This is a genomic window from Pseudomonas putida, from assembly GCF_028682475.1.
Classification (GTDB): Bacteria; Pseudomonadota; Gammaproteobacteria; order Pseudomonadales; family Pseudomonadaceae; genus Aquipseudomonas; species Aquipseudomonas putida_AG.
Genome location: NZ_JANHLE010000008.1, coordinates 184,202 through 201,926 on the forward strand (window position 1 = coordinate 184,202; position 17,725 = coordinate 201,926).

The following is a 17,725-nucleotide window of genomic DNA, read 5'->3' on the forward strand; positions in this document are numbered from 1 at the left end:
TTTCAGCTCCCCATGAACAGGATGATCAAGGCACAAATGCAGCTGTACAACGCGCCCTCGAACAAGGCCGGGTGCCACACCCGCTGCATGACGCCCAGGCGCTGCAACAGCCACAACAGGGCAAACAACAGCGGCATGGCCAGCAACAGCGCCTGGGCAATCGGCGGCAGGTAAACGCCGCCGACTTCGAAATCAATGGGCAAGGGCTGGCTCTCCGTCGACGGCGGGATCAAGGTAGCTGCTGTAATGACGAAGGAAACCGGCGATCACCAGCAGCGCGACGCGAATGCGAAACAGCGAACGCAACTGTTCGGCCGCTGCCGTGAATTGCTCGCTGTGCAGAGCGTCAAGCTCTTCGCCCAGCGCTTGCAGGGTATCGAGCAGCACCGGCAGCTGCCCCCGGGTGCGCCCGGCGACATAGCGGCCGGTGTCGCGCAACACCTGTCCCAGGCGCGCGCGGGTGCTGTCGCTGAGCAACAGGTTGGCCCGGCCCTGCTCCTGCAATTGGCGCAACGCTACACCCAAGGCCATGCACGCCAGATTGACTTCGAACAGCGCCCTGGAGCGGGCGTCCTGAGTGGCTGGCAGCAGGCCGATAATCAACGTCAGGCGGTCTACCATGCGGCTTTCGAACGCAAACTGGCGCTCATCGGAGCTCGGCCCCTTGAGCAAGGCATAGACCTGCTCACGGGTCTCGCGGAACAATCGCTCGATGCGTAATTGCGGGTTGAAGGGAAACAGCCAGGCATACACCAGCAACGACAGCACCCCGCCGCAAAGATAGGCACCGGCAAACTCGAACCACTGCATCGCGGTGTTCTGCCAGGCACCGATGTTCTGCGGGCCGAACAGCAGGAAACTGGACAAGCCCAGGCCCATGCCGATTCCCGCAGTCATTGGCGTCGACAAGCCGACCGCAACCACATACAGCAACGGCAATAACAACAGCGCGAGCATCTCGAAATCGACCACCTGGGGGATCAGCCAGAACTGGTACAACGCCGAGACCAGCAAGGCCATGCCCAAGCCGCGCATGTAGTTCTGCGCCGCCATCAACGGGCGCGGAAAGGTAGCCATCAACGAGCAGAGAATGCCCACCAGAATCACCCCGGCACGGGCACCGTCCCAAGCCGTCTCGATCCAGATCAGGCCGGCGACCAGCAAGGCAAGAAAAGCCCGGCTGGCGTTCATCGCCGCCAGGCGAAAGTCCAGGTGCAGCGGGTTGGTCCGGGCCTGGCGGTACAGGCAGTCGCCCGCACGGCCTTCCTGAATGGCATCACTGAGTTCAAGCATCTCGCTCAACTGTTCCAGCAACCTGGCCTGTTCCCAACGCAACGCCCAGGCCAGGGAGCGCAAGGTCGGTGGCAGATCGGGCGCCAGTTGCTCGGCTTGCAGGGCGGCCTGATCAAAACGCCGCTGCAAGGCGCTGAAGTGTTCCCGTGCGCTGGCGGGCATCGCCCTGCCCTGTTGCGCCAGTTGGTCGAGAAACGCCAGTTCGTCGGTGAGCAGCTGGTTGATGAAATCCGGATAGGCACCCTGCCAGCGTTCAGCGATCATCAGCTTCTGGTTGCGCAGCACGGTCAGGCGCGAGCTGAGCAGCACCAGCTGGTTGCCCAGCAATTGCACCAGGTCGTTAGCGCTGCGCAGGTGCGGGGCATCGAAATACAGGTGGCGGCGCAGCCCTTCCAGTGCGCTGATTTCACCGAGGATCTGCATTTGCCGCTGGCTGAAGGCCGCTGCGCTTTCCTCGCCGCGAATGGCGGCGGCGGCATGTGCGGCCATCAGTTTGATCAGGTGGTCGACTTTACCGAAGTAACCTGTGGCCACCGCCTGCGGCCGGGCACTGAGCAGGCTGACGGCGCACACACAGGCCACCGCCAGCAAGGTTTCGGTGACCCGGGTGATGGCCAGCATCAGGGTATTGTCCTGCTCGGGGATTGCCAGCATGGCCACCACCACAGCGGTAAAGCCGCTGAGCACGAAGGCATGCGAGCTGGTGTAGCGCAGCAAGGTGCCACCGGCGGTGCACAAGGCCAGCCACAGCGCCAGGGTGACGATGAACGGCAGCGGCGCCTGGGGAAACAGCGCCATGATCAGCACCGCCACTGCGGCCCCCACAGCAGTACCCACCACTTGGGCGAAACTGCGTTGCAAGGTCATGCCGCCCAGCGGCTGACTGACGATAAACACCGCCATGATCGACCATTTCGGTTGGTCGAGGTCGAAGATAAACGCCAGGTACAGGGTCAGCAGACAGGCAACCATGGTCCGCAGGGCAAAGCGGAAGGTGTCCGGCCCCGGGTGCAGAACCATCTTGAAATAATTGATCAGTGGCTGCATACCGCTCCCTCGCCGTGCCGTGCTGTTTACCTTAGCCACTGCGGCGGGCCGGCGGAAGCGGCGTTGACACACTACAGCGTTGCAAATCCGGAACAGTGGCGATCCGGCAGGTCAGGGAAGCAATTGTCATGAAAACAACCTTGACCCTGGTGCTGTTGAACGTTAGTTTCTCGCCCGCATTTTTGCATGCCTATACAGGAGTCCTGCATTGGACAGTAGCTCTAGTCGATTGCGACAGGTTCATACGGCGCGCTAGTTCAGCAGACTCTCTCTGCCACTGCCCCGCCGTACATGGTGGTCAGTGGCGCCTCGCATCCCGAGCGGATGACGACGCTTCATTCTCCCTTCCTGCAAGCCCGGCACGATTGTTCGTGGCCCTGGCCTGTGACCCTGCGTAATCAATTTATTCATACCTGCATCGACTGGGTTCGATGCGTTGCGGCCCTGCGCCGTGGATTCGAGGTTTGTCATGGATTGGAAAGTATTTCTCCTGCGCGTCACTGTCGCGCTGGTACTGGGCGCCCTGATCGGCGCTGAACGTCAACTGCGCCAGCGCCTGACCGGCCTGCGCACCAATGCCCTGGTCAGTACCGGTGCCTGCCTGTTCGTGCTGATGACCCAGGCCGTGCCGGGCATGGCCGCCACCGATGCGTCGCGGATTGCCGCCTATGTGGTGTCGGGCATCGGTTTTCTCGGCGGTGGCGTGATCATGCGCGATGGCCTGAATGTGCGCGGCCTGAACACTGCCGCCACACTGTGGTGCACCGCCGCCGTGGGTGTGTTGTGCAGCATGGGCCTGTTGCTGGAGGCCGCAGTGGGCAGCTGCGTGGTGCTCTGTGCCAACATCCTGTTGCGCGATATCGCCCAACGCCTCAACCATCAAGAGGTGCTGCCGGCCAATGAAGCCGAGCAGCGTTTCGAGGTGCGTATCACCTGCCGCGCCGAAGATGAAATCCAGGTGCGCAGCCTGATGCTGCACAGTTTCGGCAGCGGCGGGCTGCGCCTGCAGTCACTGCACAGCGAAGACCTGGCCAATCCAGCCAAGCTGGAAGTGCGCGCCGAGCTGTTGGGCAGCCCCGATGCGCCGACTCAGCTGGAGCGCCTGGTCAGCCGGGTGAGCCTGGAAAAAGGCGTCAGCTCGGTGCGCTGGCAGGTGCACGAGCTGACGGCCGATTAGCGACGCTCGTCCGACAGCGGCGTGGGCTGATCGGGCTCCGGCAAGCGTGTGCTTTGATCCGGGGAATCGGGCAGGCGCTCGATGTCCTGGGGATGCTCGCGCCGCTGCGGGTCGCCGTCGACGTTGGGGTCGGTGACCGGATCATGTTCACGTTGCGGATCATTCAGTGGGTCCTTCCACAGTGGATCATTTTCGGGACGTGGATGGCTCATGGCAGATACCTCTTCAGACCGGCCCGGAGAAATCCGGGCCTTGATGTTTCGAGGCGGCTGCCGTACCCCGGTGCCGTCCGGGCGATCAACGGTTGCCCAGCGAAAATATCCTCAATGCCCAGCAAAATCCGCTGCAGGGCCAGGCGCCTGAAGGGGTAACCTGTAGCAAAATAATCAGCCAGAGGTGCACTGTGGCGTCCTATACCTTGCGTCAGTTGAAGTATTTCGTCACCACCGTGGAGTGTGGCAGCGTCGCCGAGGCGTCGCGCAAGCTCTACATCGCGCAACCGTCGATTTCAACTGCAATCAAAGGCCTGGAAGACAGCTTCGGCGTGCAGCTGTTTATCCGCCATCATGCCCAGGGCGTATCGCTGACGCCCGGTGGCGGACGTTTCTATCGCAAAGCCCTGGAACTGCTGCGCATGGCCCGGGAGTTCGAACAGAACGCCCTGGCCGACAATGACGTGGTGTGCGGACAGATCGATATCGGCTGTTTCGAGACCGTCGCCCCGCTCTACCTGCCACGCCTGATCAAAGGCTTTCGCGAGCGTTTTCCGGGGGTCGAGATCCGTCTGCAGGACGGCGAGCAGCAGGAGCTGGTGCAAGGCCTGACGGGTGGGCGTTACGACCTGGCGATCTTCTACGATCATGATCTGGACAGCACCATCGAGACCGAAGCGTTGATGGCACCGCAACGGCCCTATGCCTTGCTGCCCGCCGGGCATCGCTTTGCCGAACAGGCCCAGGTGTCGCTGCGTGATCTGGCCCTGGAGCCGATGATCCTCCTGGATGTGCAGCCCAGCCGTACCTATTTCGTGAGCATTTTTGAAGAACTGGGGCTGAGCCCGAACATTATCTTCAGCTCGCCTTCAATCGAAATGGTGCGCGGCATGGTCGGCCAGGGCTTTGGTTTTGCGCTGCTGGTGACCCGGCCACACACCATGAGCACCTATGATGGGCAAGCGCTGGTCTGCGTGGAACTGGCTGAAGAGGTGACCGGCTCCGGCCTGGTGGCCGGTTGGTTGAAACGTGCGCAGCTGACCAAGCCTGCGCAGTTGTTTGTCGATTACTGCAAAGAGCAGTTTGCGGCGTGGCTGGTATAAGCATTGACAGCATCGCGGGGCAAGCCCGCTCCCACCGAAGCTCACTGTGGGAGCGGGCTTGCCCCGCGATGAACTAATTGTTGCAAAGGTACTCGGCCAGGCGGTCCATCAGGCGGTCGCAGGCCGCCATTTGCTCGACACTGACGAACTCGTCGGGCTTATGGCCTTGATCCATGCTGCCAGGACCACACACCACCGCCGGGATCCCGGCCTGGTCGAACAACCCGCCTTCGGTGCCAAAGGCCACAGTGCTGAAGTCGTCGCTGCCACACAGCTGCGCTACCAGCTGCGCGGCGGCGCTTTCAGGTGCGGTCGCCAGGCCCGGATAAGCCGAAATCGGCTCAAAGCGAATTGCCGTGTCGGCCTTGACCGCCTGCATGGCGGGCAGCAAGGTCTGTTCGGCGTAGGTTTGCAATTCGTCGACTACCGCCTGTGGCTCGAACGCCGGCAAGGCGCGCACCTCAAAATCGAAGCGACAATCTGCCGGCACGATGTTCAGCGCCGTGCCGCCCTGGATCACCCCGACCTGCACGGTGGAGAACGCCGGATCAAAGCGCTCATCGTGGTGTTCTGGTGCGGCCAGGCGCTGGCCGATCTCACCCAGGCGGCCGATCAAGCGCGCCGCCTGTTCGATGGCGTTCACGCCATACGGCGCATAGGCCGAATGGCACGGTGCGCCATGCACATGGCAACGCATCGCCAGCTTGCCTTTATGACCCAGCACAGGCTTGAGTTCAGTCGGTTCGCCGATCAGGCACAGGGCCGGCTGAGGAATACGTTGCGGCAGCACTTCCAGCAGGCTGCGCACCCCCAGGCAACCCACCTCTTCGTCATACGAAAACGCCAGGTGCACGGGGCGGCGCAGCGGGCTGGCAAGAAACACCGGCACCGCAGCCAGTACCGAAGCCAGGTAGCCTTTCATGTCTGCCGCGCCGCGGCCGTAGAGCTTGCCATCACGCTCGCTGAGGGCGAACGGTTCAACCGTCCAGGGCTGACCGTCCACCGGTACCACATCGGTATGCCCCGACAACACCACGCCGCCCGCCACTGCCGGCCCGATACTGGCCAGCAGGTTGGCCTTGCTGCGCTCGGCGTTGTAGATCAGCTCGCAACTCACCCCCAGGCCTTGCAGGTAGTCACGCACGAACTCGATCAATGCCAGGTTCGAGTCGCGGCTGACCGTGGCAAAGCCGATCAGCCGGGCCAGCAAGGCGCGGCTGCGCAGCTCACTCATCGCCCGGCACTCCATAGCTCGGCGCCAGGGTCGGGTTCAGTGCACGGGTCAGGTAGTCCTGCAGCTGTGGTTCATAGGCGCTCCAGAGCTTGTGCAGTTCACCGATCGGGTTCTCCTCAGCCCAGTCAACGCGCAGATCGACGATCGGCCAGAGCAGATCGCCGACCACCGACAGCGCCGCCGAATGCACCGCCCCCGCCTCCCCACCGGCGTCCTGCCCGGCTTGCAGGGCAGTCAGCAAGCGTGCCGCCAGGCAGCCTTCGCTGTTCTCGAAGGCTTCGACCATGCGCTCGATCACCGCACTGTTGGCCAGCAGGTTGCCCGCGGCCACACATTGCTCACCGGCCAGGGCGTTGTGCGTGCCCAGGGCATGGTTGCCGCTGAACACGGCGGTACGCCCTTGCGCATCGACCACCGCTACCTGACGGTACTGGCTGTAGCCGTTGCGGGTCAGTGCATGGTCCAGCGCCTGATGCGGCGCCAGCCCTTCACCCAGGGCATCGAGCACTTGCGGCCCGAGGGCCGGCAAGGTGATGTTCTGGCTCGACACCGCACCGACACCGGAGCGCAGCCAGGGGCAACGGGCACCGACGGCGATACTGGATGAACTGATGGCAATCCCCAGCTGGCCGGTTTCGGCGCAGCGACCGACGATGGAAAAGGTCATGGCACGCTCCTTATTCGGGGATGACTGCGATTACATCGATTTCCATCAGCCACTGTGGCTGGCCCAGGGCACTGACCACCAGCCCGGTAGAGATCGGGAACACGCCCTTGAGCCACTTGCCGACCTCCTGGTACACCGGCTCGCGGTAGCGCGGATCGATCAGGTAGGTGGTGGTCTTGACGATATGGCTCAGGTCGCTGCCCGCCTCTTCGAGCAGTTGCTTGACGTTGCGCATGGCCTGTTCGGCCTGGGCCCGCGGATCACCAAGCCCCACCAGCTGGCCGTTGAAGTCGGTACCGACCTGGCCACGCACATACACGGTGTTGCCGGCGCGCACTGCCTGGCACAGGTCGTTGTCCAGGGTCTGGTTCGGGTAGGTGTCTTTGGTGTTGAACATGCGGATACGGGTATGAGTAGGCATCAACGGACTTCCATAAGGCTGGCGGATTGAGTGTGGGTTGCGGGAGTTTCGGCCTGGCGTTGCGAGGCATCCCGGTAATCGAAATAGGCGCGTTGCTTGATGATGTGTTCGGCAATATGCCGGGCGTCGTGCCACACGCCCCAGATAAAGGCCGAGCCGCGACGGGCCAGCCATGGCAGGCCGACGAAATAGATACCCGCTTCGCTGGAAACGCCGCGCTGGTGCTGCGGCTTGCCGTCGGCCTTGAAGGCATCGACCTGCAACCAGTTGTAATCGACCGAGTAACCGGTGGCCCAGATGATCGTGGTGATACCGGCCTTGGCCAGGTCCAGCTCGAGGATCGGGTTGCTGATGCACTCAGGGTCCGGGAGCATGATGCGTGCTTCCGGTTCTTGCGGCAGGTCCAGGCCATTGGCGGCAATGTAGGCATCGGCGGCATCAAGCAAGGCCAGGTAGTTCTCGTCACCGCGGGCAATGTTCTCGGCCAGGTTCGCTTCGAAGCTCACCACGCCGTTGTTGATGGCCTTGGTCAGACCAACCAGGGTCATGCCCTGCTGGGCCAGGCGGCGGAAATCCACGGTATGACCGCCACGCGCACCGCTGACGGCAATGGTGACGTGCTCTTTACCGGGTTGTACGCCCTCGGCGTCCCACAGGCCGAGCACGCCCAGCCACCAGCAGAAGTCGCGATTGCGATAGGCACGTGGCGGACGATCATGGGCGCCGACCGAGAGGTAAACCTGCTTGCCGGCGCGCTGCAGCTCATCGGCAATCTGCACGCCTGAAGAACCGGCACCCACCACCAGCACAGCCCCTTCGGCCAGTTGCTGAGGGTTGCGGTATTCGGCGGAGTGCATCTGGTAAACCTTGCCGTCCGCTGGCGCGATTGCCGGAATCACCGGGCGCTGGAACGGGCCGGTGGCAACCACGATGTTCTTGGCTTCGATCACCCCGTCGGAGGTTTCCACGGTGAAGCCAGGGCGACCGACGTTGCGCTCGACCTTGGTCACCTCGACACCGGTGCGTACCGGGGCGTTGAATTTTTTCGCGTAGGCTTCGAAGTAATCGGCAACCTGGTCTTTGCCGGCAAAGGCATCGGGATCGAGGCCGTCGAATTCCAGGCCCGGAAAGCGGTCGTGCCAGGCCGGGCCATTGGCAACCAGCGAATCCCAACGCCCGGTACGCCAGGCTTCGGCGATACGGTTGCGCTCCAGAACCAGGTGCGGCACGCCGAGTCGGCTCAAGTGTTCGCTCATGGCCACACCGGCTTGGCCGGCGCCGACTACGAGCGTGTCTATTGCGGTTTTATTGTTTGTCATCGCTGCGCCCTACTGAGGTTTCCCACGCGAATCATCGTGGGTGGGTGTAGGTCGCATTCTGTGCAAAGGATGGAAATGGCGAAATTATGATTTTTGTGGTTGCTGGCAAGCAAAAAGCTGCGACGCCGGAAATTTCATTGATCCAGGGCGTTTGGCGGGGGTTGGTGCTGACAATGCGGCATCCCTGCGGCGGCTGAAATGCGCGCAACGTTACTGTCCTGTTCCAAATATCCCTTGGACCGCTTTGTTCAAGGAATCAACTTTATTTAAAACCTCCTGAGTTTTTGACTGCCCTTGAGATTGCGAAGAAGATGTACTGTTCGACAATCCTCCGCAGGCGCTAAAACAGTTTTTTGCCATGCTGCCACACGTTTCAAAGCACGACGTTTTTCCTTGGCACGTCATCGCGCACTGTGAATATTTCTGATTGCACGCGCTGTTGCACTGGGTAGTCGGGTTTTTCTGTGCAGAAGGTTGCGATTGCGGAATCGGCGATTTCGGGTTGGCGCACCGCGCTGGGCAGTCGTACGTCGAGTAACAGGCATTACTGCAAGCGGCGATTTTTGAGGACGTTGGAGCGTTTGAACAGACGTTGAGGCAGTCATGCTTGCCGCCTTCGCACAGTTTGATGCAGTCCGCCGATTGCGCGGCTGGCGAAAAGAAAACAAAAAAAAGCAGCACCAACGCTAAAAAATCAGCCCCCCATTTACCGGGGATGAACCGCCGTTTTACCCTGTGAATACCCATGATCAAACCCCTCCTGAACAGGAGCGCTTAACTTTTTCGGGCATGGGTTGTTAACATTGAGTTCCGCAGCAATATATACAATCCACCGGTAGAGACTGCCAATATTGTTTGTGAATTGTGGATATAGCAGAGGCGGATAAAGCAGGCCTTGCGGCTTGCCTCACCTTTTGTATCGGACAGTACAACCATGCCCACCACCCTCCGTTGCGCCCGCGACGACGACGCAGACTTGCTCCCGGCTATCGAGCGTTCTGCCGCGCAAATTTTTCTTTCCTGCGAAGGCCTGCAGTGGATCGCCAGTGAAGAGGTGCTCAGTGCCGCGCAGCATCGCGCATTTATCGCTGCTGGCCATAGCTGGGTAGTGGTTGACGAGCAGGATCGTGCGCAGGGCTTTCTCTGTGGCCAGGCCTGTGGCGAGGACTGGCACATTGTCGAACTGTCGGTGGCGCAGGCGCTGCAAGGCCACGGGCAAGGTCGTCGATTGATCGCTACGGCCAGCGCCTGGGCGCAAGCGCAAGGCTTTGCCGGGATGACGCTGACCACCTTCAGCAACGTGCCGTGGAATGCGCCCTTCTATGCACGCCTGGGCTTTGAGCGGCTGGACGCGCAGAGCTGCAGCGATTTCCTGCAGCGCCAATTAGCTGCCGAACAGTCACATGGGCTGACGGATCGGTGCGCGATGCGCCTGAAACTTCAGGGCGTGGCCTGAAGCTGCTGCGTCAGTTTTTCAGCCTGACGTAGCTGTGCTTCCAGCTTGCCGATCAGTTGCAGCTGCTGGCGCAATTCGGTCACCCGTTCGGCCAGGCTCAGCGCCAGGTTCTGGTTCTGCTTTTCCAGCTCATCGCGCGAGCCATTGAGTTGCGCCAGTTTCACTTCCAGCCCTTGAATCTGTGCCAGACGCCGCTCGCTCTGGGTTTTGAGTGTGCGCTGGGCATCTTTAAGCGTACGGATCTGTACCAGCAAGCCTTCGTTGTCACGGTTCAGGCGCGTGAGTTCGTCCTGTTTGACCATCATGGTCTGCTGCAACTGCCGCAGCTCGACCTGCAGTTGCTGCACCTGCTCGTCCTTGTCGGCCAGGCGCAGGTTCAATTCGCCAACGGCCTGATTGAGCGTGGCGTTGCGGGTCTGTTCCGTCTGCAAGGTACTGCGGGTGGTGGCCAGCGCGGCGGACTCTGCGGCCAAGGCTGCGGCCTGGATTGCATGCTGCTGTTGCAGCGCCGCGAATGCCTGCTGGCTGGCCTGCACCTGGGCCAGCAGCGTTTGCCGCTCTGCCTCGAACGTACTGCGCACCTCCTCGATGCGCGCCTCCCCTTCCTCACGCAACTGCTCGGCCAGTTGCTCGACCAGGGTTGCCAATGCGTTGCTGAGGTTCGGTACACTCGACGGCTGCGCCGGGTACTGGTTGTCCAGCTCTTTCAGATAACGGTGAATCGTGGTTTTCGAGCCGGTATTGCCCAGTTCGATACGTACTGCATCGATGCTGGGGTGGACACCCCGAGCCAGCAGCGCCTGACGTGCCTTGTGCACGACGGCCTTGTTGATGCCGCCACGGGCCATGGTTGCTCCTGTTATTTCGTAATGTGGTACGTACTATGGCCGTGCATGGTATCTCATCGCCTCGCAGCGCGCTTTGAAAAGTAGTTACTTGAATAGAACAATCACGGCTTATCGTCTGCGCCGCAGGTAGCTTTCCAACGGGTCTTTGCTCAGCCCTTCCTGCGCCTGGGCCACCGAGTCGATGAACAGCGAGAACAGCTCCGATTGCTTGGCGATATCAAGCTTGGCGTACAGGTGCTTGCGGTGGGTCTTGACCGTGTCCTCGCTGATACCAAGGCGTTCGGCGAGTGAGCGGATGGAGTGACCGCGGAGCATGTATTGAGCGACCAGGCACTCGCGCTCGGTCAACAAGGAGGAGCCGAACTTGGTCAGCGCTGCGTTGATCTGCCGGCCCAGCGCGCTTTCAAAGCGGCCGCCGAGTGCATCGGCGTCAAGATCGCCCCAGTGCCGGCGTACGACGGCCAGTACCCAGGGGGCAATGCGCTTGAGTTCGTCGACCTGCTGCCGGCTCAGACGGCAGGTACTGGCCAAGGCGACTGCGATCGTCAGTTTCGGCCCGAGCGGAACAATGTAGTTGAGCTCGTCTTCAAGACGCGCATGCTGGTAGAACGACAAATAATATTCGCTACGCTTGAAATGGTCCGGTGCGACGTCGCTCAGCCGGTAACAGCCTGGCGCGATGCCCTCCATGCTGGCCCGGTAGAACGGGCACAGTAGGTAGAAGCCTTCGAGGTACTTGCGCACGTTGCCTTCCGGCATCCATGGCCCCTCCTCATCGCGTTCGAACAATGCCGACGGCAAGCCTTGATGGGGAAACAGGAACACGGTGATGGCATGGGACGGTGCCAGGGAGTTGAGCGCGGCGAACAGCGACTCAACGAACCCGGACGTTCCGATGCAATCGACCACATGAGCCATCTGCTGGAACCACTCTGCGGATTGAAGCCGGTTATTGCCCATCGTGTGTCTCACCTTCTGCATCGGGGATGCCGAGGTAATCCAACATCGGCGCTGAAGCATTGTTCCATTGCCGGGATGGGCTCACCATCACTGTTTATCGTCTCAGCGTGCAGCCCAGGCATTGAAGCGTTGTTCCAGCTCTTCACCGTGGTCGACCCAGAACGCAGCATCCACCAGTTGTGCATCGGCGAGGTTGGCAGGCGCGGTGGGCAGCTGATGCTGGACATCGGCAGGCAATTGCGCGAGCGCTTCAGTGCGCACGGGGCCATAAGGGATCTGGCTGGAGAAGGCTTTTTGCGATTCGGCCTGACTGGCGAAGGTGATGAACTTCTCTGCCAGCGCCTTGTTCCCGGAGCCGCGCACGATGGCCCAGTGGTCAGGGTCATACAGGCTGCCCTGCCAGACAATGCCCAGCTTGGAGCCATCCTTCTGAGCCGATGCAATGCGTCCGTTGTAGGCTGCGGACATCACCACGTCGCCGGCAACCAGCCATTGCGGCGGTTGCGCGCCGGCTTCCCACCACTGAATGTTCTGCTTGATCTGGTCGAGCTTGCGGAAGGCTCGGTCCACCCCTTCAGGCGTGCCTAACACCTTGTAGAGATCCTCGCGGGAGACGCCGTCAGCCAGCAAGGCCACCTCGAGGGTGTACTTGGCACCTTTGCGCAGACCGCGCTTGCCCGGAAAACGCTGGGTATCCCAGAAATCAGCCCAAGAGGCAGGCCCGCTGCTGAGCTTTTGCGTGTTGTAGGCAATCACCATGGACCATACATAGCTGGCCACACCGCATTCGCTCACGGTACCCGGCAGGTAGTTGGCCTGATCGCCGAGCAGCGCCGGATCGATCCGTTCGAACAAACCCTCCTCACAACCACGAATCAGCTCGGGACTTTCTACCTCCACCACGTCCCAGGACACATGGCCGACGTCGACCATGGCTTTGATCTTTGAAAGTTCGCCATTGTATTCGCCAGCCACCACTTTCCCTGCCCCGCTGTTTTCAAAGGGCTGGAAATAGGCGGCCTGTTGTGCGGCCTTGGTAGCACCACCAAACGAGATGACCGTCAGACTGGACGTGCTGGCCAGCGCAGGAAGACTGACAGCGGTGAGCACTGCAAAGCTGAGCGACGCGGTGAAAGTACGCATGGAAACGCCCTCACGACTTATAGTTGTGTGTTTGTTGTTATTGAGGCTCCGGGAAGGAGCCAGGCTTTAACGCAGCTGAAACCAGGTGGTTTTCAGTTGTGTGTACTTGTCGAACGAATGCAACGACAGATCGCGGCCGAACCCGGACTGCTTGCCGCCACCGAACGGAACGGCAGTGTCGAGTGCGTCCATGGTATTGACCGACACGGTGCCGGCCTTCAGCGCCCTGGCTACACGGTGGGCGCGATTGAGATCGTCACTCCATACCGAAGCGGCCAGGCCGTAGATGCTGTCATTGGCGAGCCTCACGGCCTCCTCTTCGCTGTCGAAGGCGCTGATGGCCAGCACCGGGCCGAAGATTTCGTCACGGGCCAGGCGGCTGTCGCTCTTCACGGCGCCGAAGATAGTCGGTGTGATGAAGTTGGAGGAACCATTGAACGTCAGTTGTTCGCCACCGCTGAGCAGTGTCGCGCCTTCCTCACTCGCCTGGCCGATCGCACGCATGATCCGCGCGGTCTGCTCGCTATCGACGATCGCCCCTGCGCTGCTGGCCGGATCGAGCGGATCACCCGGGATCCAGGCTTGCGCCTTGGCGATCACCCGCTCGACGAACTCGTCATGGATAGCGCGCTGCACGTAGAGCCGGGAGTTGGCCGAACACACCTCACCCTGGTTGAAGAAGATGCCGAACGCCGCTTTTTCCGCAGCCAGATCGAGGTCCTGGCAGTCGGCAAACACGAGGTTCGGGCTTTTGCCGCCGCACTCCAGCCAGACCTGCTTGAGGTTCGACTGGGCGGCATACTGCATGAAGTATTTGCCCACTTGAGTCGATCCGGTGAACACCAGGCAATCGACGTCCGGATGAAGGCCCAGGGCCTTGCCGGCGCTCTCGCCCAGCCCCGGCACGACGTTGAGCACGCCTTCCGGAATACCGGCCTCCAGCGCCAGCTGGCCCAAGCGCAGGGCGGAGAATGGCGATTGCTCAGCGGGCTTCAATACCACGCTGTTACCTGCGGCCAGCGCCGGGGCGAGTTTCCAGGCCGCCATGTCCAGCGGGAAGTTCCACGGCACGACGGCGGCAATGACCCCCAATGCTTCTCGGGTGATGGTTGCCAATGCATTGGCTGCGGTTGGCGCGACCTGGTCGTAGACCTTGTCCAGCGCCTCGCCGTACCAGGCGAACACGCCGGCCGCGCCCGGAACGTCGATGTTGTAGGCATCCATGACGGGCTTGCCCATGTTCAGTGAGTCCAGCAAGGCCAGCTCTTCGCGGTGTTCCAGCAGCAGTTCGGAAAGCCTGAGCAGGATCTTCTTGCGCTGCGCCGGTGCCATGCGCGCCCACGGACCATCGTTGAATGCGCGGCGGGCAGTGCGCACGGCCAGATCGACCTCGTCCTCGCCGCAGGCCGCGACGCGAGCCAGCAGCTGATTAGTGGCAGGGTTGATCGCATCGAAGGTCGCCCCCGAGGAAGACTTCAGCTGATGACCACCAATAAGAGCGGTATCGATGAATGTTTGCCGCTTGGCCCGCTGCTGCCAGAAGTTAAGGTCGAACACGCTGCACTCCCACATCGACCGTGGACACGGTCTGTTGTTATTCATGTGGGTCGATGGTGCGCCACTATCGAGGCAAGGCAAATTAGTAAAAATGTTCTCCAGTCATACGAAAAAGCTCTGCAGAGCGGCAGCTTGGCAAAGCGAAAATCGGCCGGGTGTTGTCACCAAAACGGGTGATTTCGGGGGCGCCGAGAGTGTGGGAGCATTTCTCCCACCCCAGCGCCCAGGACCGGCGCCAGTTTGCGCACAGGATCAGCGCGGCCTTCCCCTCTCACGTGCTTATCAAGAAAGAGAACAAAGCCATGAATGCACCCTTTGCCCCGCAACGAGACACCCAGGACTATCAGAAAGCCGACGCCGCCCACCATATCCATGCCTTTCTCGATCAGAAGGCACTGAATGCCGAAGGGCCACGGGTGATGGTCCGCGGTGAGCGCCTGAACCTGTGGGACAACGACGGCAACCGTTACCTGGATGGCATGTCCGGCCTGTGGTGCACCCAGCTCGGCTACGGCCGCCGGGACCTGACCGCTGCCGCCGCCGCGCAGATGGATCAACTGTCGTACTACAACATGTTCTTCCACACCACCCATCCGGCAGTGATCGAGCTTTCCGAACTGCTCTTCAGCCTGCTGCCGGGGCACTACAGCCACGCGATCTACACCAACTCCGGCTCCGAGGCCAACGAGGTGCTGATCCGCACCGTGCGCCGTTACTGGCAGGTGGTCGGCAAGCCACAGAAGAAGATCATGATCGGCCGCTGGAACGGTTACCACGGCTCGACCCTGGCGGCCACCGCGCTGGGCGGGATGAAGTTCATGCACGAGATGGGCGGGATGATTCCGGACATCGCCCACATCGACGAGCCTTACTGGTACGCCCATGGCGGCGAGCTGACCCCGGCCGAGTTCGGTAAACGCTGCGCCCTGCAACTGGAAGAGAAGATCCTCGAACTCGGTGCCGAGAATGTTGCCGGGTTCATCGCCGAGCCTTTCCAGGGCGCCGGCGGCATGATCTTCCCGCCTGAAAGCTACTGGCCGGAAATTCAGCGCATCTGCCGCCAGTACGATGTGCTGCTGTGCGCGGACGAAGTAATCGGTGGCTTTGGCCGCACCGGCGAGTGGTTCGCCCATCAGCACTTCGCTTTCGAACCGGACACCCTGTCGATCGCCAAAGGCCTGACCAGCGGCTATGTGCCCATGGGCGGCCTGGTGCTGAGCAAGCGCATCGCCGAAGCGCTGGTCGAGCGCGGCGGTGTCTTCGCCCACGGGCTGACCTACTCCGGGCACCCGGTGGCCGCAGCGGTAGCGGTGGCCAACCTCAAGGCCTTGCGTGACGAGGGTATCGTCCGCCAGGTGAAGGACGACACCGGGCCGTACCTGCAGCAGATCTTGCGCGAAGTGTTCGGCCAGCATCCGCTGATTGGCGACATTCAAGGCACCGGACTGCTGGCAGCCCTGCAGTTTGCCGAAGACAAGCCAACCCGCAAGCGCTTCGACAACGAGAACGACCTGGCCTGGCAGTGCCGCACCTTCGGTTTCGAAGAAGGCGTGATCATCCGCTCGACCCTTGGCCGCATGATCATGGCGCCCGCCCTGGTCGCCACTCGCGCGGAACTCGACGAGCTGGTCGAGAAGACCCGCATCGCCGTAGACCGCACCGCGCGGCTGGTCGGCAAACGCTGAGCTGAACGCCCACGCCTGCTGGCGTGGGCGCTTTGCGTGCACCGCGTTTGACCTCGGGCGGCCAGCAACCGGTTAGCCCCACGTCCTGCAAACAAGCGTCATCACCGGTAGCGAGCGCGCTCGCCTGCCGCAGCGTCGTGTATTCGATTTCCAGGAGTTCGCAATGCATACAACAACAAACACAGCAGAAACTCACCCCCACCATGACCCATTGCACGCCAGCGCTTCGGGGCGCTTTCGCAAATCCATGGGGCTCACCGCACTGGTGCTCTTCGGTCTCGCCTACATGGTTCCGCTGGCGGTGTTCACCACCTATGGGCTGGTCACCCAGATGACCAAGGGGCATTTGCCCACCGCCTACCTGCTGACCCTCGCCGCCATGCTGCTGACCGCCTACAGCTATGGCCGCATGGTCCAGGCCCACCCGTATTCAGGTTCGGTCTACACCTACACGCGCAAGGCCTTTGGCAGCTACTTCGGCTTCATGGCCGGCTGGACCCTGCTGCTCGACTACATCTTCCTGCCGCTGCTCAGCTACCTGCTGATCGGCATCTACATGTCCGAGTACTTCCCGACGATTCACGCCTGGGTGTGGGTGCTCGGCTCCATTGCGCTGGTGACCTTCCTGAACCTGATCGGCATCGAGTCGGTGACACGGGTCAACTGGATCATGGTCGTTGTCCAGCTGGTGTTCATCGTGGTCTTCGTCGCTTTGTCGATCCACAACCTGAGTGCACAGTCAGCGCCGGTATCGCTGTTGCAACCCTTCCATCATGAAGGCTTCAGCGTTCCGCTGGTGATGACCGGTGCCGCCGTGCTGTGCCTGTCCTTCCTCGGCTTCGACGCGGTGTCGACCATGGCCGAGGAAACCACCAACCCGAAATTCCGCATCCCGCTGGCGATCATGGTGGTGTCGCTGATCGGTGGCCTGCTGTTTGTGCTGGTGTCGTACTTCGCCCAGCTGGTGTTTCCGGAATGGAGCACCTTCGCCGACCCGGACTCGGCGTCGGTGGACGTCATGCGCCGGGTCGGCGGTGAACTGCTGGTGACCGCCTTTACGGCCACCTACGTAGCGGGTTGCTTCGCCTCGGCGATGGTCTCCCAGGCCAGCGTATCGCGGGTGCTGTTCGCCATGGGCCGCGATGGCGCGCTGCCGCGGGTGTTTGGCCGGCTGGTGTCGAAGAAACGCGTACCGGCCACCGCGATCATGCTGGTCAGCGTGCTCTCGCTGATCGCCTTGTTCATCACCCTGGACACCGTCGCCAACATGATCAGTTTCGGCGCACTGTTCGCCTTTTCGATGGTGAACCTGGCCGTGGTCAAACATTACCTGGTCGATCAGAAACTGCGTGGCACAGCGAACTACCTGATGTATGGCGCCATACCCGCGCTCGGCTTCCTCAGCACTATCTGGCTGTGGACCAGCCTGTCGAGCATGTCGTTCATGATCGGCCTGAGCTGGATGGCGTTGGGGTTCATCTGCCTGATCGGGATTACCCGGGCGTTTCGTCTGAATCTGCCGGAGCTGCAACTGGCGGAATGACCCGGTATACGTGGCGGGCGCGGCGTTCGTGAGCCCGCCGCGCACAGCGTTCAATATCTG

At 61.6% G+C, this 17,725-nt stretch carries 17 protein-coding genes; 5 read left to right on the top strand and 12 right to left on the bottom strand.

Translation table 11 applies throughout. The features are described from left to right. Positions 1 to 2 precede the first annotated feature (2 nt). Together NPS47_RS09725 and NPS47_RS09730 are read right to left on the bottom strand one after the other, a co-directional pair. Positions 3 to 203 carry a DUF1656 domain-containing protein gene (locus NPS47_RS09725; protein WP_157192674.1) on the bottom strand — a complete coding sequence of 67 codons (201 nt, stop codon included), beginning with the start codon at positions 201 to 203 and terminating at the stop codon, positions 3 to 5. Then, positions 193 to 2,340 carry an FUSC family protein gene (locus NPS47_RS09730; protein ID WP_274294779.1) on the bottom strand — a complete coding sequence of 716 codons (2,148 nt, stop codon included), beginning with the start codon at positions 2,338 to 2,340 and terminating at the stop codon, positions 193 to 195. Before NPS47_RS09730 ends, NPS47_RS09725 begins: the two co-directional genes overlap by 11 nt. Before the next feature lie 469 nt (positions 2,341 to 2,809). Here NPS47_RS09730 and NPS47_RS09735 point away from each other — a divergent pair, with 469 nt between their 5' ends. Further along, positions 2,810 to 3,517, top strand: a complete 708-nt coding sequence (locus NPS47_RS09735; protein ID WP_191832550.1) for an MgtC/SapB family protein — start codon at positions 2,810 to 2,812, stop codon at positions 3,515 to 3,517. Here the strand turns inward: NPS47_RS09735 and NPS47_RS09740 are convergent. Then, a complete protein-coding gene (locus NPS47_RS09740) occupies positions 3,514 to 3,729 on the bottom strand; it encodes a hypothetical protein (RefSeq protein ID WP_274294780.1) in 216 nt (71 codons plus the stop codon). The genes NPS47_RS09735 and NPS47_RS09740 overlap by 4 nt on opposite strands. A 191-nt stretch (positions 3,730 to 3,920) precedes the next feature. Between NPS47_RS09740 and NPS47_RS09745 the strand changes: the two genes are divergently transcribed. After that, the gene (locus NPS47_RS09745; RefSeq protein WP_274294781.1) at positions 3,921 to 4,832 is read left to right on the top strand and encodes a LysR family transcriptional regulator; all 912 of its coding nucleotides are present in this window, start codon (positions 3,921 to 3,923) and stop codon (positions 4,830 to 4,832) included. Positions 4,833 to 4,905: 73 nt separating this feature from the next. Here NPS47_RS09745 and argE read toward each other — a convergent pair whose 3' ends face one another. The 5 genes from argE to NPS47_RS09770 all read right to left on the bottom strand — a co-directional run bounded on the left by argE (position 4,906) and on the right by NPS47_RS09770 (position 9,220). Then, positions 4,906 to 6,066 carry an acetylornithine deacetylase gene (argE, locus tag NPS47_RS09750; RefSeq protein ID WP_274294782.1) on the bottom strand — a complete coding sequence of 387 codons (1,161 nt, stop codon included), beginning with the start codon at positions 6,064 to 6,066 and terminating at the stop codon, positions 4,906 to 4,908. Beyond that, the gene (locus tag NPS47_RS09755; protein ID WP_274294783.1) at positions 6,059 to 6,733 is read right to left on the bottom strand and encodes a DUF1028 domain-containing protein; all 675 of its coding nucleotides are present in this window, start codon (positions 6,731 to 6,733) and stop codon (positions 6,059 to 6,061) included. Before NPS47_RS09755 ends, argE begins: the two co-directional genes overlap by 8 nt. A 10-nt stretch (positions 6,734 to 6,743) precedes the next feature. Further along, on the bottom strand, positions 6,744 to 7,154 hold the full coding sequence (locus tag NPS47_RS09760) for a RidA family protein (protein WP_003201555.1): 411 nt from the start codon (positions 7,152 to 7,154) through the stop codon (positions 6,744 to 6,746). Next, positions 7,154 to 8,473: a flavin-containing monooxygenase gene (locus NPS47_RS09765; RefSeq protein ID WP_274294784.1), complete on the bottom strand. Its 1,320-nt coding sequence runs from the start codon at positions 8,471 to 8,473 to the stop codon at positions 7,154 to 7,156. The genes NPS47_RS09760 and NPS47_RS09765 overlap by 1 nt, the downstream gene beginning before the upstream one ends. Before the next feature lie 210 nt (positions 8,474 to 8,683). Beyond that, a complete protein-coding gene (locus NPS47_RS09770; RefSeq protein WP_274294785.1) occupies positions 8,684 to 9,220 on the bottom strand; it encodes a hypothetical protein in 537 nt (178 codons plus the stop codon). 187 nt (positions 9,221 to 9,407) lie between these two features. Here NPS47_RS09770 and NPS47_RS09775 point away from each other — a divergent pair, with 187 nt between their 5' ends. Beyond that, a complete protein-coding gene (locus tag NPS47_RS09775) occupies positions 9,408 to 9,929 on the top strand; it encodes a GNAT family N-acetyltransferase (protein ID WP_274294786.1) in 522 nt (173 codons plus the stop codon). On the opposite strand, the gene NPS47_RS09780 is transcribed toward NPS47_RS09775, so the two are convergent. The 4 genes from NPS47_RS09780 to NPS47_RS09795 form a co-directional block, all read right to left on the bottom strand. Continuing rightward, a complete protein-coding gene (locus tag NPS47_RS09780) occupies positions 9,914 to 10,777 on the bottom strand; it encodes a DNA-binding protein (protein ID WP_274294787.1) in 864 nt (287 codons plus the stop codon). The genes NPS47_RS09775 and NPS47_RS09780 overlap by 16 nt on opposite strands. A gap of 108 nt (positions 10,778 to 10,885) precedes the next feature. Further along, complete coding sequence (locus NPS47_RS09785) at positions 10,886 to 11,737, bottom strand: helix-turn-helix transcriptional regulator (protein WP_274294788.1); 852 nt, start codon at positions 11,735 to 11,737, stop codon at positions 10,886 to 10,888. 102 nt (positions 11,738 to 11,839) lie between these two features. After that, entirely contained in the window at positions 11,840 to 12,880 is a 1,041-nt protein-coding gene (locus NPS47_RS09790; protein WP_274294789.1) for an ABC transporter substrate-binding protein, read from the bottom strand. A gap of 66 nt (positions 12,881 to 12,946) precedes the next feature. Continuing rightward, the gene (locus NPS47_RS09795) at positions 12,947 to 14,437 is read right to left on the bottom strand and encodes an aldehyde dehydrogenase (RefSeq protein WP_274294790.1); all 1,491 of its coding nucleotides are present in this window, start codon (positions 14,435 to 14,437) and stop codon (positions 12,947 to 12,949) included. A gap of 302 nt (positions 14,438 to 14,739) precedes the next feature. On the opposite strand from NPS47_RS09795, the gene NPS47_RS09800 reads away from it, so the two are divergent. Both NPS47_RS09800 and NPS47_RS09805 read left to right on the top strand, forming a co-directional pair. Beyond that, entirely contained in the window at positions 14,740 to 16,122 is a 1,383-nt protein-coding gene (locus NPS47_RS09800) for an aspartate aminotransferase family protein (RefSeq protein WP_274294791.1), read from the top strand. 163 nt (positions 16,123 to 16,285) lie between these two features. Next, on the top strand, positions 16,286 to 17,665 hold the full coding sequence (locus tag NPS47_RS09805; RefSeq protein ID WP_274294792.1) for an APC family permease: 1,380 nt from the start codon (positions 16,286 to 16,288) through the stop codon (positions 17,663 to 17,665). Positions 17,666 to 17,725 lie beyond the last annotated feature (60 nt).

Bases quoted from the DNA above. Each gene is read 5' to 3' on its own strand.
- NPS47_RS09740 (WP_274294780.1), bottom strand. From the start codon at position 3,729: ATGAGCCATCCACGTCCCGAAAATGATCCACTGTGGAAGGACCCACTG.
- NPS47_RS09775 (WP_274294786.1), top strand. From the start codon at position 9,408: ATGCCCACCACCCTCCGTTGCGCCCGCGACGACGACGCAGACTTGCTC.
- NPS47_RS09735 (WP_191832550.1), top strand. From the start codon at position 2,810: ATGGATTGGAAAGTATTTCTCCTGCGCGTCACTGTCGCGCTGGTACTG.
- NPS47_RS09755 (WP_274294783.1), bottom strand. From the start codon at position 6,733: ATGACCTTTTCCATCGTCGGTCGCTGCGCCGAAACCGGCCAGCTGGGG.
- NPS47_RS09785 (WP_274294788.1), bottom strand. From the start codon at position 11,737: ATGGGCAATAACCGGCTTCAATCCGCAGAGTGGTTCCAGCAGATGGCT.
- NPS47_RS09730 (WP_274294779.1), bottom strand. From the start codon at position 2,340: ATGCAGCCACTGATCAATTATTTCAAGATGGTTCTGCACCCGGGGCCG.
- NPS47_RS09805 (WP_274294792.1), top strand. From the start codon at position 16,286: ATGCATACAACAACAAACACAGCAGAAACTCACCCCCACCATGACCCA.
- argE (WP_274294782.1), bottom strand. From the start codon at position 6,066: ATGAGTGAGCTGCGCAGCCGCGCCTTGCTGGCCCGGCTGATCGGCTTT.
- NPS47_RS09765 (WP_274294784.1), bottom strand. From the start codon at position 8,473: ATGACAAACAATAAAACCGCAATAGACACGCTCGTAGTCGGCGCCGGC.
- NPS47_RS09760 (WP_003201555.1), bottom strand. From the start codon at position 7,154: ATGCCTACTCATACCCGTATCCGCATGTTCAACACCAAAGACACCTAC.
- NPS47_RS09780 (WP_274294787.1), bottom strand. From the start codon at position 10,777: ATGGCCCGTGGCGGCATCAACAAGGCCGTCGTGCACAAGGCACGTCAG.
- NPS47_RS09790 (WP_274294789.1), bottom strand. From the start codon at position 12,880: ATGCGTACTTTCACCGCGTCGCTCAGCTTTGCAGTGCTCACCGCTGTC.
- NPS47_RS09800 (WP_274294791.1), top strand. From the start codon at position 14,740: ATGAATGCACCCTTTGCCCCGCAACGAGACACCCAGGACTATCAGAAA.
- NPS47_RS09770 (WP_274294785.1), bottom strand. From the start codon at position 9,220: ATGGGTATTCACAGGGTAAAACGGCGGTTCATCCCCGGTAAATGGGGG.